The sequence below is a fragment of the Vibrio sp. TBV020 genome (assembly GCF_046056895.1).
Classification (GTDB): Bacteria; Pseudomonadota; Gammaproteobacteria; order Enterobacterales; family Vibrionaceae; genus Vibrio.
In genome coordinates, this window is record NZ_JBEEAQ010000003.1 from 1133242 (window position 1) to 1148186 (window position 14945).

The following is a 14945-nucleotide window of genomic DNA, read 5'->3' on the forward strand; positions in this document are numbered from 1 at the left end:
TGTAGCTACTCGACTATGAAGTTTTCTTTGCCGTTCGCGGACAAACTGCCTCCAATTCCTCAACGTGCGATGCCAGCCATCGGTGCGCCGATCATGGTTTTGGCTACATTGGCGATGGTTATATTGCCAATCCCAGCATTTTTGCTCGACCTTTTCTTCACCTTCAACATTGCTCTTGCGATGGTGGTTTTGCTCGTTACGGTTTATACCCGACGTCCATTGGACTTCGCGGCTTTTCCTACTGTACTTCTCATTGCGACCTTATTACGACTAGCTCTGAACGTTGCATCAACACGTGTGGTACTGCTGTATGGCCACGAAGGTGCGGGTGCTGCTGGTAGTGTGATCGAAGCCTTTGGTAGTGTTGTTATCGGTGGTAATTATGCCGTTGGTCTGGTGGTTTTCCTCATCTTGATGATCATTAACTTTATGGTTGTAACCAAAGGTGCGGGTCGTATTTCAGAGGTAAGTGCTCGTTTTACCTTGGATGCATTGCCAGGTAAGCAAATGGCGATTGATGCAGACTTAAATGCTGGTTTGATCGACCAAGATCAAGCTAGAACGCGTCGACAAGAAGTGACCAAAGAGGCGGACTTCTACGGTTCGATGGATGGTGCGTCTAAATTCGTTAAAGGTGATGCGATCGCGGGTATTTTAATCCTGTTCATCAACATCATTGGTGGTTTGTCGATTGGTATGGCGCAATACGGTTTAGGGTTTGGTGAAGCACTTCAGATCTATACCTTGCTAACCATTGGTGACGGCTTGGTCGCTCAGATCCCTTCGTTACTACTATCTATTGGCGCTGCAATCATGGTGACGCGCCAGAACACCGATGAAGACATGGGCAAAGAAGTTGTCTTCCAGATGTTCGACAACCCAAAAGCTCTGATGATCACGGCTTCAATCTTGTTTGTCATGGGTATTGTTCCGGGCATGCCTCATTTTGCTTTCTTACTGCTCGCGACCATCGCTGGTGCTGGAGCGTATTGGATTGCACGTAAACAGAAAAAAGAAGCTGAGAAACCGAACCTTCCTGCCACAGCTGAACCGGAAACAACCTCACCAAAAGAGCTCTCTTGGGACGATGTTCAACCTGTTGATATTGTTGGTTTAGAAGTGGGTTATCGACTGATCCCTCTTGTGGATCAGGCTCAAGGTGGTGAGTTACTAGAACGTGTTAAAGGGGTGCGTAAAAAACTCTCTCAAGATTTCGGTTTCCTTATTCCTGCAGTACATATTCGAGACAACTTAGAGCTTACGCCTAACAGCTATCGCATCACTTTGATGGGTGTTGCGGTCGGTGAAGCAGAAATTCGACCTGATATGGAACTTGCGATTAACCCGGGACAAGTCTACGGGATGATCGAAGGCGAGCCGACCATTGACCCTGCATTTGGTCTAGAGGCGGTTTGGATACGAGAAGAACAACGTGAACACGCACAAGCATTGGGCTACACCGTTGTTGATTCATCAACCGTGTTAGCGACCCACTTAAGCCAACTTCTGACCAATAATGCTTCTCAGCTTATCGGACATGAAGAAGTCCAAAACCTACTTGAAATGCTTGGACGTAGCACACCTAAGCTGGTGGAGAGTTTTGTACCGGATCAATTGCAGTTGGGTGTGGTAGTTAAAGTTCTGCAGAATCTGTTGAATGAAGCGGTACCTATTCGAGACATTCGTACAATCGTTCAAACCTTGTCCGAGTACTCCAGTAAGAGTCAAGAACCTGACATACTTACCGCGGCTGTTCGCATCTCATTGAAACGACTAATTGTTCAGGAAATCAATGGGATAGAGCCAGAGTTGCCTGTTATTACATTAATCCCTGAGCTGGAACAAATATTGCATCAAACAATGCAGGCTTCTGGTGGAGAATCCGCGGGAATCGAGCCTGGTTTAGCAGAGCGTTTACAAACATCTTTAAGTCAAGCGACACAAGAGCAAGAGCTGAAAGGTGAACCGGCAGTGTTATTGACGTCGGGTGTACTACGCTCAACTTTAGCGAAGTTTGTTAAGAATACGATTCCTTCACTACGAGTTCTTTCTTACCAAGAAATCCCTGACGAGAAACAAATTCGTATTGTTCAAGCTGTTGGGAACTAGCTTTAATACGTTGATATACGGTACTTAATTTGAAGATTAAACGATTTTTTGCCAAAGACATGCGCACAGCACTTCTCCAAGTTAAAGGAGAACTCGGTGATGATGCGGTAATCATGTCTAACAAAAAAGTGGCAGGAGGAGTCGAGATTGTCGCCGCAGTAGATGGTGAAGGTTCGAGCAGCGCGACGAATAATTACAGTTCTAGCCCTCGAAACAATCCTCGACCAACACAGACGAAAGCGCCGATGTCTTCACCGAGTAGAGCGCTGGCTGAGGATAAAGTAAGTCTTCAGTCGCAATCTGGCTCGGATCGCTCAATGACCAAACGTTTTGCGAACATGTTTAAGCAATACGGTGGTGGAGAGACGAACGAGAGCAACGAAGAAACCAGTGCGGACTCGTTAGCTGCATTATTGAACAGGCAGTCTGCTGCTCGCCAAGACGGACGCGAAAACGTACAACTAAAAGAAGACTCCCCTCTTGCCCGTTTGATTGCAGAAGATCGCAGACTAGATAGACCGACTGCGAAATTAGATCCAACCCGTTATGAACGCTCTCGACCAAATGAAGCGGCTGTTCCAAGCGAAGATCTTGAAGAAATGAAAGAAGAGATGACATCTATTCGTCGTCTCTTAGAACACCAAGTTTCAGGGTTAATGTGGCAAGAGGTTGAACGACGTGAACCTCTGCGAGCGATGCTTATTAAGCGTTTAGAGCGAATGGGTGTTTCTTCTGATCTTGCCGATCAACTTGCGTGTTATATACCTGAAGACACTGCACCAACCAAAGCGTGGAAAGCGTTACTCGGTTTGGTTGCGGACCAAGTACCTGTCTCGCAGAAAGATATTTTAAAACGCGGTGGTGTTGTTGCTCTGCTAGGCCCTACAGGAGTAGGTAAAACCACCACGATAGCAAAATTAGCAGCACGAGCTGCGATGGAATACGGATCTGAGAATGTCGCGCTAGTTTCAACGGATACTTATCGTATCGGCGCACATGAACAGCTCGCAATTTATGGGCGCATTATGGGATGTCCTGTAAAAGTCGCTAAAGATTCCAACGAGTTAGCCGATGTAATTTATCAGTTAAGAAATCGTCGTCTAATTCTGGTTGATACAGCGGGTATGGGACAGCGTGATGTAAGACTGTCTGAACAGCTTGATACCTTGATGCAGGAAACTGGGGAAGTTATTCACAGTTATCTGGTACTTCCGGCAACGGCACAGCGTAAAGTGTTGCAAGAAACTATCGATCACTTTAAGCGAATTCCTTTGTCAGGATGCATCATGACGAAGCTTGATGAGTCATTGAGTTTAGGAGAATTCCTCAGCGTTGTTGTTCAAAACGCACTACCTGTGACTTATATAGCGAACGGACAGCGAGTCCCAGAAGATATTGTCATAGCACAACCAAAATATATGGTTGCTAAGGCAAACGAATTACTTGAGAAGTCGACAGATGACGAACCTCACTACTGGAATAGTGAATCGGAAAGGTTCTAGGCGGCGGACGATTATGACAAAGAATATGATACAAGACCAAGCAAGCGGACTACGCCGCTTAACACAACCTTCACTAACTAAAGTCATTACTGTGACTGGTGGTAAAGGTGGTGTTGGTAAATCAAATGTGACGTTGGGAATGGCTATCTCGATGGCGAGACAAGGTAAGAAAGTCATGGTACTTGATGCCGACTTAGGCCTTGCCAATGTAGATGTCATGTTAGGTATTCGACCTAAGCGTAACTTAGGACATGTCCTTTCTGGCGAATGCGAACTGAAAGATGCGATTGTTGAAGGGCCACATGGCATCAAAATAATCCCAGCGACTTCAGGTACACAGGCGATGACTGAGTTATCGCATGCCCAACATATCGGCCTGATTCGAGCTTTTGGCAGCTTAGAAGATGAAATGGATGTATTGTTAATAGATACAGCAGCCGGTATATCTGATATGGTGGTAAGCTTTTCAAGGGCTGCTCAAGATGTGGTTATCGTCGTTTGTGACGAACCTACATCGATCACTGATGCATATGCACTGATCAAATTATTGAGTAAAGAACATCAAGTGCAGCGATTCAAAATTGTTGCAAATATGGTCAGAAGCTACCGAGAAGGCAGAGAATTGTTCGCAAAGTTGACCTTGGTCACAGAGCGATTCTTGAATGTGAGCTTAGAGCTCGTAGCATGTATTCCATTGGATGATAAAGTTAGGCAATCAGTTAAAAAACAAAAGATTGTTGTTGATGCGTTTCCAAGAGCACCAGCTGCATTAGCCATCGGTTCACTAGCGAGTAAGGCACTAACATGGCCAATTCCTAAGACTCCGAGTGGACATCTTGAGTTTTTTGTTGAACGCTTACTTAATAGACCTGAGATGCTAGAGGAACCATTTGGTGAATAAGGCCTTGACCTATGACCAGTATGCTAATCAAAACAGTCAGCGAGCATTTTTAGAAAAATACTCCGTGCTGGTGAAGCGTATTGCTCATCATTTGCTTGGACGGTTACCTCCGAGTGTGCAGGTAGAAGATCTTATTCAGGCGGGAATGATTGGCCTGCTCGAAGCTCAAAAAAACTATGATGGTAGTAAAGGTGCGAGCTTCGAAACCTATGCAGGAATTCGCATTCGAGGGGCAATGCTTGACGATATACGTCGAGGAGACTGGGTTCCACGTTCTGTTCATAAACATAATCGAGAAGTCAGTCAGGTTATAGCCATACTTGAAGGTGAGTTGAATCGAGACCCAACTGATGCAGAAGTTGCACAGCGGATGGGTATCAGCCTAGAGCAATATCATACAATTTTGACGGATATAAACTGTTCTCGTTTAGTGGGGATAGAAGATCTCGGGGTGTCGGAGGATTCGATATCGCCAGAGGACAGTGAGGATGACAACTTACCCTTTAAGGGAGTCGCTGATGAATATTTTCGTACCGCATTGGTTGACTCGATTAAATCTCTTCCGGAGCGTGAAGCTCTAGTACTTTCGCTTTATTATGATGAAGAGTTAAACTTAAAGGAAATCGGTGAAGTAATTGGTGTTAGCGAGTCACGCGTTAGCCAAATATTAAGCCAATCTATGCAGCGTCTACGCACAAAGTTGAGTGCTTGGACAAATAATGAGTAAAAATCACTGATCTCGAATTCAGTGGAGGCAATTTTGAATAAAAACATGAAGATCCTTATTGTTGACGATTTTTCAACAATGCGCCGTATCGTTAAGAACCTACTTCGTGATTTGGGTTTCAATAACACCCAAGAAGCGGATGATGGCTTAACAGCGCTACCAATGCTTAAGAAGGGTGAGTTCGACTTTGTCGTGACCGATTGGAACATGCCAGGTATGCAAGGAATTGACTTGCTTAAGCATATTCGTGCAGATGACGAGCTTAAGCATTTACCAGTATTGATGATCACTGCAGAAGCAAAGCGTGAGCAAATCATTGAAGCAGCACAAGCTGGTGTTAATGGCTACATCGTTAAGCCATTTACTGCTGCAACATTAAAAGAAAAATTAGACAAAATTTTTGAGCGTTTATAGTCAAGGCACTGACTAGAGGCGCGAAAGGCCAAATTTCAGAATGATTTCATTAGAACAGGCAAAGCAACTTGTCGAGTTGTTAGAAGAAGGTCAGCAGCAGGAAGCGGATCTTCTTGTTAAAGACATATACGAAAACATCTCGAATCCAATGCTACAAGAAATTGGTGAGTTGACTCGTGACTTACACGAGTCAATCAAACATTTCAGCATGGACGAACGCATGAGTCAGATCGCCAATGACGAAATCCCTGATGCAAGGGATCGCCTCCAATACGTCATTGATAAAACTGAAGTTGCTGCGAACAAAACAATGGACGCGGTCGATCGTTGTATGCCTATTGCCGATAACCTCCATGAAGGACTGCTACAAGTTCGCCCACAGTGGAATGAACTTATGCATGGCCGCATAGAGCTCGCTGAATTCAAAGCACTTTGTTATCGCATTGATAACTTACTAAGTGAAGTCGAAGGTGATAGCTCTGAGCTAAGAGGTCAATTGACCGAAATCCTTATGGCTCAAGACTTTCAGGATTTAACAGGTCAAATTATCCGACGTGTTATTACCTTAGTAGATGAGGTCGAAGGCAGACTAGTAGAAATATTGACTGCCTTCAGTTCTGGACAGTTGGAAGAAAGCAAGAATAACAAGAACAAAGCATCAACGGACCCGGAAGGTCCCATCCTTAACGCTCAAGATAGGGAAGATGCCGTTTCATCACAAGACGAAGTTGACGACTTACTTTCGAGTCTTGGGTTTTAGAGGTAAATATGAGCTACGATTTAGACGAAGACATTCTTCAGGACTTTTTGGTAGAAGCGGGCGAGATATTAGAGCTGCTTTCTGAGCAGTTAGTAGAGCTTGAAAATAACCCTGAAGATAAAGATCTATTAAATGCCATTTTCCGTGGTTTCCACACTGTTAAAGGTGGTGCGGGTTTCTTATCCCTAACCGAGCTTGTGGATACATGTCACGGTGCAGAGAACGTGTTTGATATCTTGCGTAATGGCCAGCGTCAAGTAAGCGCTAGTCTAATGGATACGATGCTTAAAGCTCTCGACACGGTTAATGAGCAATTCCAAGCGGTTCAAGATCGTGAAGAGCTGCCTAAAGCTGAACAAGCATTGCTAGATGAACTTCATCGTTTAAGCAGTCCAGAGTCTGCTGATGAAGTCGTTGCTGCGACGCCCGTTGTTGAAGAGCCTGTCATTCCAGAGCCAGTCGTTGAAGCTCCGGCTGCTCCTCAAACTGAGATAGCAGCAGGTTCAATTGATGAGATTACTCAAGACGAATTTGAAAAGTTACTTGATGAGTTGCATGGTGCAGGTAGTGCGCCAGGAAAACCAGCAAGTGCGCCAGTGCCACCTCCAGCACCTGCTGCTGAAGTCGACATGAGTAGTGACATCACTGATGACGAGTTTGAAAAGCTTCTTGACGAATTACATGGTGTAGGTAAAGCGCCAGGTGAAGGTGAATCAACGCCTGCACCAGAACCTGTAGCTGCAGCGCCTGCACCGGCGGCTCCAGCCTCCACAGGTGACAGTGATCTGATGTCAGACGAAGAGTTTGAAAAGCTTCTCGATGAACTGCATGGATCCGGTAAAGGCCCAAGTGCTGAAGAGCTTGAAGCGGCAACCAAACCAGTGGCACCTGCTGCATCGAAGCCTGCGCCAGCACCAACTCCTGCTCCTGCACCTCAACCGGCGGCAAAAACCGAGCCTGCACCAAAAGCTGCACCTCCAGCGAAAAAAGACGCAGCAGCACCGGCTAAGAAAACGCAAGCTGAAGCAACTGTGCGTGTCGATACATCAACACTAGATACCATCATGAATATGGTCGGTGAGCTTGTATTGGTGCGTAACCGACTTCTCAGTTTAGGTTTGAACAGCAATGATGAAGAAATGTCGAAAGCTGTGGCAAACCTAGATGTTGTTACTGCGGACCTTCAAGGTGCAGTAATGAAAACGCGAATGCAGCCAATCAAAAAAGTATTTGGCCGTTTCCCTCGCGTGGTACGTGACTTAGCACGTAGCCTAAACAAAGACATCACGCTGGAAATGCGTGGTGAAGATACTGACTTAGATAAGAACTTAGTAGAGGCACTTGCAGATCCGTTGATTCACTTGGTTCGTAACTCAGTTGACCATGGTGTTGAAATGCCAGAAGCGCGCGTTGCCGCTGGTAAGTCTCGTACAGGTAAAGTGATTCTATCTGCTTCTCAAGAGGGGGATCACATTGAGCTTGCTATCGTTGATGATGGCGGCGGTATGGACCCAGACAAGCTTCGTGGTATCGCTGTAAAACGCGGTATTATGGATGAAGATGCTGCGTCACGTTTGACTGACAAAGAGTGTTTTAACCTCATCTTCATGCCAGGTTTCTCTAGTAAAGAGCAGATTTCTGATATCTCAGGTCGTGGTGTGGGTATGGATGTTGTGAAAACAGCGATTAATACCTTAAACGGCTCGATTGATATTGACTCAGAAATGGGTAAAGGCACAAAGATTACGATCAAAGTACCTCTGACTCTTGCGATTCTACCTACTCTAATGGTTGGCGTTGCAGGTCACCCATTCGCGCTTCCTCTAGCGAGCGTTAATGAGATTTTCCACTTAGATTTAAGCCGTACAAACGTAGTAGATGGACAGTTGACCATCATCGTACGTGACAAATCAATTCCACTGTTCTATTTGCAGAACTGGCTTGCACCACAAGCGGGTCAAGTTGAATTACGCAAAGGTCATGGCCATGTTGTGATTGTACAGATCGGCAGTCAGCGTGTTGGTTTTGTCGTGGATACGTTAATCGGACAAGAAGAAGTGGTTATCAAACCATTAGACAATTTATTGCAAGGTACGCCAGGTATGGCGGGCGCGACGATCACCAGTGATGGTCATATTGCCCTTATCTTAGATGTGCCTGATTTGCTTAAGCAGTATGCAGCTGCTTCTCGAATCTAAGTATAAGAATATAAAGGACGTATATGGCAATCAAAGTATTAGTCGTTGATGATTCGAGTTTTTTCCGACGTCGAGTGAGCGAGATTATTAACTCAGACGCGAGGCTTGAAGTTATCGATGTAGCTACTAACGGTAAAGAAGCTGTCGAGAAAGCGATTTCCATTAAGCCTGATGTGATTACGATGGATATCGAAATGCCAGTTATGGATGGTATTACTGCCGTCCGTGAAATCATGTCAAAGAGCCCTGTGCCAATTCTAATGTTCTCTTCTTTGACGCACGATGGTGCAAAAGCGACGTTAGATGCTCTAGAAGCGGGTGCGCTCGACTTTCTTCCGAAGAAGTTTGAAGATATTGCTCGTAACCGAGACGAAGCGGTTAGCCTGCTTCAACAACGTGTTATCCAGATTGCATCGAAGCGTGCTTCAATGCGCCGTGCTGCGCCAGTAAGGTCAAGTGCTCCGGCGGCACCTGCTGCTTCGCCAACTCCAACGACAATGCGTTCTTCGTTACGTCCGGCAACGGCGCCAACCACCGCGAAACCATCTGTAGCGACGCGTTTTAAAGCGAGTGGTAAAAAGTACCAGATAACTGCGATTGGTACGTCGACGGGAGGCCCTGTTGCACTACAGAAGATCTTGACTAAACTGCCTGCTAATTACCCACATCCAATTGTGTTGATTCAGCACATGCCAGCTACTTTCACTGCTGCATTCGCGAGTCGTTTGAACTCTTTGTGTAAGATTCAAGTGAAGGAAGCAGAAGACGGTGATGTTCTAAAACCTGGTGTTGCTTATCTAGCTCCAGGTGGTAAGCAAATGATGTTAGATGGTCGCCCAGGTTCTGCGAAGCTACGTATCATTGATGGTGGTGAGCGTATGAACTATAAGCCGTGCGTTGATGTGACATTTGGTAGTGCCGCTAAGATTTATTCTGACCAAGTACTTTCAATGGTTCTAACAGGCATGGGTGCTGATGGCCGTGAAGGTGCACGTATGCTGAAAGGAGTTGGTTCGACAGTTTGGGCGCAAGACGAAGAGAGCTGCGTAGTTTACGGGATGCCTCAAGCTGTTGCCAAAGCTGGTATTTCTACTGAAGACCTACCATTGGATAGAATTGCCGAGCGAATGTTAGTCGAAGTCGGTCTAGCATAGAGGTTGTCATGATTGTATGGAGTATAGCGAACCAGAAAGGTGGGGTAGGTAAAACAACTACAACCATAACTCTAGCGGGTTTGCTCAGTAAACAAGGAAAGCGTGTTCTGTTAGTCGATACTGACCCGCACGCCTCTTTAACCACGTACCTTGGTTACGACTCTGATAGCGTACCTTCAAGCCTTTTTGATTTGTTTCAGCTAAAGGAATATACCGAACAATCGGTCATGCCTTTGGTAATGCGTTCAGATATTGAAGGTATTGATCTTATCCCTGCTCACATGTCATTAGCGACACTTGATCGAGTGATGGGTAATCGTAGTGGCATGGGGCTTATTCTCAAGCGAGCGCTTAATGCGATTCGTAGTCACTATGATTATGTGTTGATCGACTGTCCACCAATTCTAGGTGTAATGATGGTGAATGCTCTTGCTGCCAGCGACCGCATTTTGATTCCTGTTCAGACAGAGTTTTTGGCGATGAAAGGTCTTGAGCGAATGGTACGTACGTTGGCGATCATGCAGAAGTCTCGCAACAAGTCATTTAACGTGACGATTGTGCCGACTATGTATGACAAACGAACTCGAGCCTCGTTGCAAACCTTACAGCAATTGAAGAAAGACTATCCAAATCAGGTTTGGTCATCAGCGGTTCCTATCGATACCAAGTTTAGAGATGCGAGCTTAAAACACTTGCCTGTGTCTCACTTTGCTTCTGGTAGTCGAGGCGTATTTGCCTACAAGCAGCTGTTAATCTATCTCGAGAGGTTAGCAATTAATGACTAACCAATCGTTGCTTTCAAGTGAACAAGCTCTAGATGATTACTTCACCGCGCTCCTCGAAGAGCCTGAAGAACTGAGCGAAGATGAGCTTGTAGAGCAAGAAGTCGAAGCTATGGTTTTGCCAGAGCCAGAGCCAGAGCCAGAGCCAGAGCCAGAGCCAGAGCCAGAGCAACACCTTGAGCCTATGGTTCAGTCAGTGGAAGAGAAGAGCTACTATCATCCGCCGACTGAAGAAGTTGAAGTACCGAATCTAGAAGATGTTGAGCGCTTACTGCAGCAGCTAGAATCAACTAACCCAGTTGCTGAGTTAGAACTAGAAGAGGTGATGGAACAAAATACCGTCGACATCGCTCAGGCTGAAGAGATTCAAACTCGACCTGATGTCGTTACGGAAGAGATTCAAGACTGGACAATTGAAGAGCCAGTCGTCGAGGTTGAGACAGAAATCGAACCTGAGATTGTTGTCCCAGAAGTTGAGCTGCCACAACCTGAGTTAGACGTTGAAACGGATACTGAGATAAAGACTGAGTTACAAACTGCTCAAGGTGCAGGTGACTTAGGTGAATGGCACTCAACAGAGCGCAATTTAGATTTTCAGGTTCTCTATTTTGATGTCAATGGCGTGACGTTTGCAGTCCCATTGGATGAACTAGGTGGCATCCACCGTATTGGTGAAATGAACCATCTAATCGGTCGCCCTGAATGGTATTTGGGTTTACAGACAAGTAGAGAAGCTCAGCTTGATGTTGTTGACACTGCTAAGTGGGTGATGGCTGCAAAGCTTAAAGATGAAGAATATAAAGACGATTACCAATACATAGTCATGCTAGGTGAGAGCATGTGGGGCTTGGCATCAACCGAACTTAAAGGTACAGAGTCGCTAAACCCAGACATGGTTCGTTGGCGTAAAACCGCCGGGAAACGCCCATGGCTTGCTGGAATGGTCACAGAAAAAATGTGTGCTTTGATCCACGTCGAAGCATTGATAGCTATGCTTAATGCAGGACTTGATGTAAAAGCATTAGATAATTAGAACATTTATGCCGATTTAGGCTTAGAGAGGATAAGGTATGTCTCAAACTAATGAAGTCGAAGTAAGAAAAGAGCAGTCAAATGACGAAGTGCTTCAGTGGGTGACGTTCCAATTAGAAGAAGAAACTTACGGTATCAATGTAATGCAAGTGCGTGAAGTACTTCGTTACACTGAAATTGCTCCTGTACCAGGTGCGCCAGACTACGTGTTAGGTATCATTAACTTACGTGGCAACGTTGTTACTGTTATCGATACTCGCTCTCGTTTTGGCCTAATGGAAGGCGAAATTACAGATAACACTCGCATTATTGTTATTGAATCAGAGCATCAAGTAATTGGTATTCTCGTTGATAGCGTTGCGGAAGTGGTTTACCTACGTTCTTCTGAAATAGACACTACACCAAGTGTTGGTACTGACGAAAGTGCTAAATTCATCCAAGGTGTAAGTAACCGCGATGGCAAGCTTCTGATCCTAGTAGATTTGAACAAGCTGCTTACAGACGAAGAATGGGATGAGATGGCTCACCTATAATGGAATTTAGTAGTTCGATGTTTAGTGCTCCGGTGATCGCTGGAGCAATATCGTTTGTCGTATTGATTTTTGTTTTTGCATTGCTACGTGTTAAGCAGGGGCAAGCTCGCTCAGCTGAACATCAGCGTCAGCAGACTCGACATTTGGATAAAGAACTACAGAAAGCCAATAAGCAACTTCTAGAAGTTCGTTCCGTCGTTGTTGGGCTGGGTCAAAAAGTCAGTGAGCAGCAAGATATTATTAAGCACCTAAACGAACGTATTACTGAACTAGAGCAAGCTGACAGTGATGGTCGTTTGTACTCTAGAGCCAGCAAAATGGTTCAGCTAGGAGCCGATATTAATGAGTTGATCGAAGAATGCGAACTGCCAAAAGCAGAAGCTGAACTGATGATGTCGCTGCAGAAAAAGATTGCTGGTCAGGAAAAAGTCCCTCCTCTCGAAAGTAGTCCCGAGCGGCAAAAAGCCGCAGCTCGTAAGAGAACAATGAGAAGATAGCGTTTAGAAAAGTGCCTTAGGGCACTTTTTTTATGTCCCCATGTAGCCATTTAGTGGTAGTTGTTTAAGCTTGTGTTTGAATATTAACAGATTCTTACGTAGTTTCGTGATTCGTATAGGTCTATTCCTATTTAGAGAAGCATCGGCTGTGGTAAGATACACTTTCGAAATTTACCTAGTGACCCCAAATGTTAGAAGTATCTCAACTTACCGCTATTCGAGATGAAAGAATTCTATTTGAATCCCTGTCTTTTACTATCGATTCTGGAGAATTAGTTCAGATTGAGGGTAGAAATGGTACTGGCAAAACAACCTTGCTACGTATCGTGACTGGACTAGGTGACCGTGATGACGGAGAAATCTGTTGGAATGGTGAGAATATTGAGTCCAACCGTGACCAATTTCACCAAGACCTTTTATTTCTAGGGCACCAAACAGGCGTTAAACGCGAACTCACCGCCTACGAGAACTTACGTTTTTATCTTAGTATTCATTCTCGTCAATCATTCGACAAGTCCACTATATTCGATGCCCTGACTAAAGTAGGCCTAGCAGGCCGTGAAGATGTACCTGTCGGTCAGCTCTCTGCAGGTCAACAGAGGCGAGTTGCACTTGCTCGATTGTGGCTGAGTGACCACAAACTATGGATTCTTGACGAGCCTCTAACCGCAATTGATAAGCAGGGGGTAAAGGTTCTGGAGTCGCTATTTTTGCAGCATGCTGAAAGTGGTGGAATCGTTATGCTGACGACACACCAAGATATGTTCGCTGATAATCCGAAATTAAGAAAAATAAAATTAGGTGATTAATAGTGCTTGGCACCATGAATAGTATTATAAGACGTGAATTGCTCATCGCTTTTCGCCGTCAAGCAGATATCTTTAACCCTTTGTGGTTTTTTATCATTGTTATTACGTTATTCCCGTTAAGTATCGGGCCAGAGCCAAATCTGCTAGCGAGAATCGCAGCTGGGATAGTGTGGGTGGCAGCTTTGCTATCAGCACTTTTATCGTTGGAGCGTTTATTTAGAGATGATTTTCAAGACGGTGCATTGGAACAAATGATGTTAATGCCTGTCCCATTACCGGTAGTGGTGATCTCTAAAGTCATTGCTCACTGGTTGTTGACGGGTTTGCCTTTGATTTTGATCAGCCCATTATTGTCGATCCTATTATCGCTAGACTTTAATACATGGCTCGCTGTGGTATTGACTCTGCTGGTTGGCACGCCAACGCTGAGCTTTATCGGTGCGATAGGTGTAGCACTAACAGTTGGGTTGCAAAAAGGTGGTGTGTTACTGAGTTTGTTAGTACTGCCTTTATACATTCCTATCTTGATTTTTGCGACATCAGCGATTGATGCGGCATCACTAGGAATGGCGTATAACGGTCAATTGGCAATTCTTGGCGCAATGTTTATGGGAGCAATGACGCTAACGCCTTTTGCAATAAGTGCCGCTTTGCGAGTAAGTGTCAATTAATTGTTTTTGATCAAGCACGAAATTTTCCCTTTATATAAATTACAAAACTAATAATTGTCTAACGAAAAATTAGACGAACCTGAAGTAAGAGTGAGAACAACGATGTGGAAATGGCTCCATCCCTATGCCAAGCCTGAATCTGCTTACCAGCTATGTGGTAAGCTCTTGCCATGGTTCTCTGTACTAGCGCTGTTATGTTTATCTATCGGCACAGTATGGGGTTTAGCCTTTGCACCTTCTGATTACCAGCAAGGTGACAGCTTTAGAATCATTTACATTCATGTACCATCAGCCATTTGGTCAATGGGTGTCTACATGTCGATGGCTATCGCAGCCTTTATCGGCATTGTGTGGCAGATCCGTTTATCCGATATGGCTGCTTCGGCGATGGCCCCAATTGGCGCTGTTTATACCTTTATTGCACTGTTAACTGGTGCTATCTGGGGTAAACCAATGTGGGGTACATGGTGGGTGTGGGATGCACGTTTAACTTCTGAATTAATCCTTCTATTCCTCTACCTAGGTGTTATCGCGCTTTATCACGCATTTGATGATCAAAAAACGGCAGCAAAAGCGGCTGGTATTCTTGCGATTGTGGGTGTGGTTAATCTACCGATCATTCACTTCTCTGTTGAATGGTGGAACACCCTGCATCAGGGCGCGACAATTACAAAATTCGAGAAGCCATCAATTTCAAGCAATATGTTATGGCCACTTCTATTAAATATTTTTGGTTTTGCTTTCTTCTTTGGCTCAGTAACGATGATCCGTTTACGCAACGAAATCATAAATAAAGAGAGCCATCGCCCATGGGTGATGAAGCTAGCAGAAGCTAAGTCTCAGAGAGGGAATTAAT

At 45.0% G+C, this 14945-nt stretch carries 15 protein-coding genes; all 15 read left to right on the forward strand.

The genetic code is table 11. The features are described 5' to 3' along the window. Positions 1 to 15: 15 nt before the first annotated feature. The 15 genes from flhA (at position 16) to AAFX28_RS13235 (ending at position 14944) form a co-directional block, all read left to right on the forward strand. Positions 16 to 2109, forward strand: coding sequence for a flagellar biosynthesis protein FlhA (flhA, locus tag AAFX28_RS13165; protein ID WP_408688277.1), 2094 nt, complete (start codon positions 16 to 18; stop codon positions 2107 to 2109). 29 nt (positions 2110 to 2138) lie between these two features. After that, positions 2139 to 3611: a flagellar biosynthesis protein FlhF gene (gene flhF / locus AAFX28_RS13170; protein ID WP_408688279.1), complete on the forward strand. Its 1473-nt coding sequence runs from the start codon at positions 2139 to 2141 to the stop codon at positions 3609 to 3611. Between the two features lie 13 nt (positions 3612 to 3624). After that, complete coding sequence (locus tag AAFX28_RS13175; RefSeq protein WP_408688281.1) at positions 3625 to 4512, forward strand: MinD/ParA family protein; 888 nt, start codon at positions 3625 to 3627, stop codon at positions 4510 to 4512. Then, entirely contained in the window at positions 4505 to 5239 is a 735-nt protein-coding gene (locus AAFX28_RS13180; RefSeq protein WP_408688282.1) for an RNA polymerase sigma factor FliA, read from the forward strand. The genes AAFX28_RS13175 and AAFX28_RS13180 overlap by 8 nt, the downstream gene beginning before the upstream one ends. Before the next feature lie 45 nt (positions 5240 to 5284). Beyond that, on the forward strand, positions 5285 to 5653 hold the full coding sequence (gene cheY, locus AAFX28_RS13185) for a chemotaxis response regulator CheY (protein ID WP_006879571.1): 369 nt from the start codon (positions 5285 to 5287) through the stop codon (positions 5651 to 5653). A gap of 40 nt (positions 5654 to 5693) precedes the next feature. Next, complete coding sequence (locus AAFX28_RS13190) at positions 5694 to 6413, forward strand: protein phosphatase CheZ (protein WP_408688283.1); 720 nt, start codon at positions 5694 to 5696, stop codon at positions 6411 to 6413. 8 nt (positions 6414 to 6421) lie between these two features. After that, positions 6422 to 8611, forward strand: a complete 2190-nt coding sequence (locus AAFX28_RS13195) for a chemotaxis protein CheA (protein ID WP_408688285.1) — start codon at positions 6422 to 6424, stop codon at positions 8609 to 8611. A gap of 23 nt (positions 8612 to 8634) precedes the next feature. Continuing rightward, entirely contained in the window at positions 8635 to 9765 is a 1131-nt protein-coding gene (locus AAFX28_RS13200) for a chemotaxis response regulator protein-glutamate methylesterase (protein WP_408688287.1), read from the forward strand. An 8-nt stretch (positions 9766 to 9773) separates the two neighbouring features. Beyond that, entirely contained in the window at positions 9774 to 10550 is a 777-nt protein-coding gene (locus tag AAFX28_RS13205; protein WP_408688288.1) for a ParA family protein, read from the forward strand. After that, positions 10543 to 11580: a chemotaxis protein CheW gene (locus tag AAFX28_RS13210; protein WP_408688289.1), complete on the forward strand. Its 1038-nt coding sequence runs from the start codon at positions 10543 to 10545 to the stop codon at positions 11578 to 11580. The genes AAFX28_RS13205 and AAFX28_RS13210 overlap by 8 nt, the downstream gene beginning before the upstream one ends. 37 nt (positions 11581 to 11617) lie before the next feature. Then, positions 11618 to 12112, forward strand: a complete 495-nt coding sequence (locus AAFX28_RS13215) for a chemotaxis protein CheW (RefSeq protein ID WP_004413313.1) — start codon at positions 11618 to 11620, stop codon at positions 12110 to 12112. Further along, positions 12112 to 12609, forward strand: coding sequence for a DUF2802 domain-containing protein (locus AAFX28_RS13220; protein ID WP_408688291.1), 498 nt, complete (start codon positions 12112 to 12114; stop codon positions 12607 to 12609). The genes AAFX28_RS13215 and AAFX28_RS13220 overlap by 1 nt, the downstream gene beginning before the upstream one ends. 188 nt (positions 12610 to 12797) lie before the next feature. Further along, positions 12798 to 13418: a cytochrome c biogenesis heme-transporting ATPase CcmA gene (ccmA, locus tag AAFX28_RS13225; protein ID WP_408688292.1), complete on the forward strand. Its 621-nt coding sequence runs from the start codon at positions 12798 to 12800 to the stop codon at positions 13416 to 13418. A gap of 14 nt (positions 13419 to 13432) precedes the next feature. Then, positions 13433 to 14089, forward strand: a complete 657-nt coding sequence (ccmB, locus tag AAFX28_RS13230) for a heme exporter protein CcmB (RefSeq protein ID WP_408688293.1) — start codon at positions 13433 to 13435, stop codon at positions 14087 to 14089. Positions 14090 to 14191: 102 nt separating this feature from the next. Continuing rightward, entirely contained in the window at positions 14192 to 14944 is a 753-nt protein-coding gene (locus AAFX28_RS13235; protein WP_408688294.1) for a heme ABC transporter permease, read from the forward strand. Position 14945: the final 1 nt, after the last annotated feature.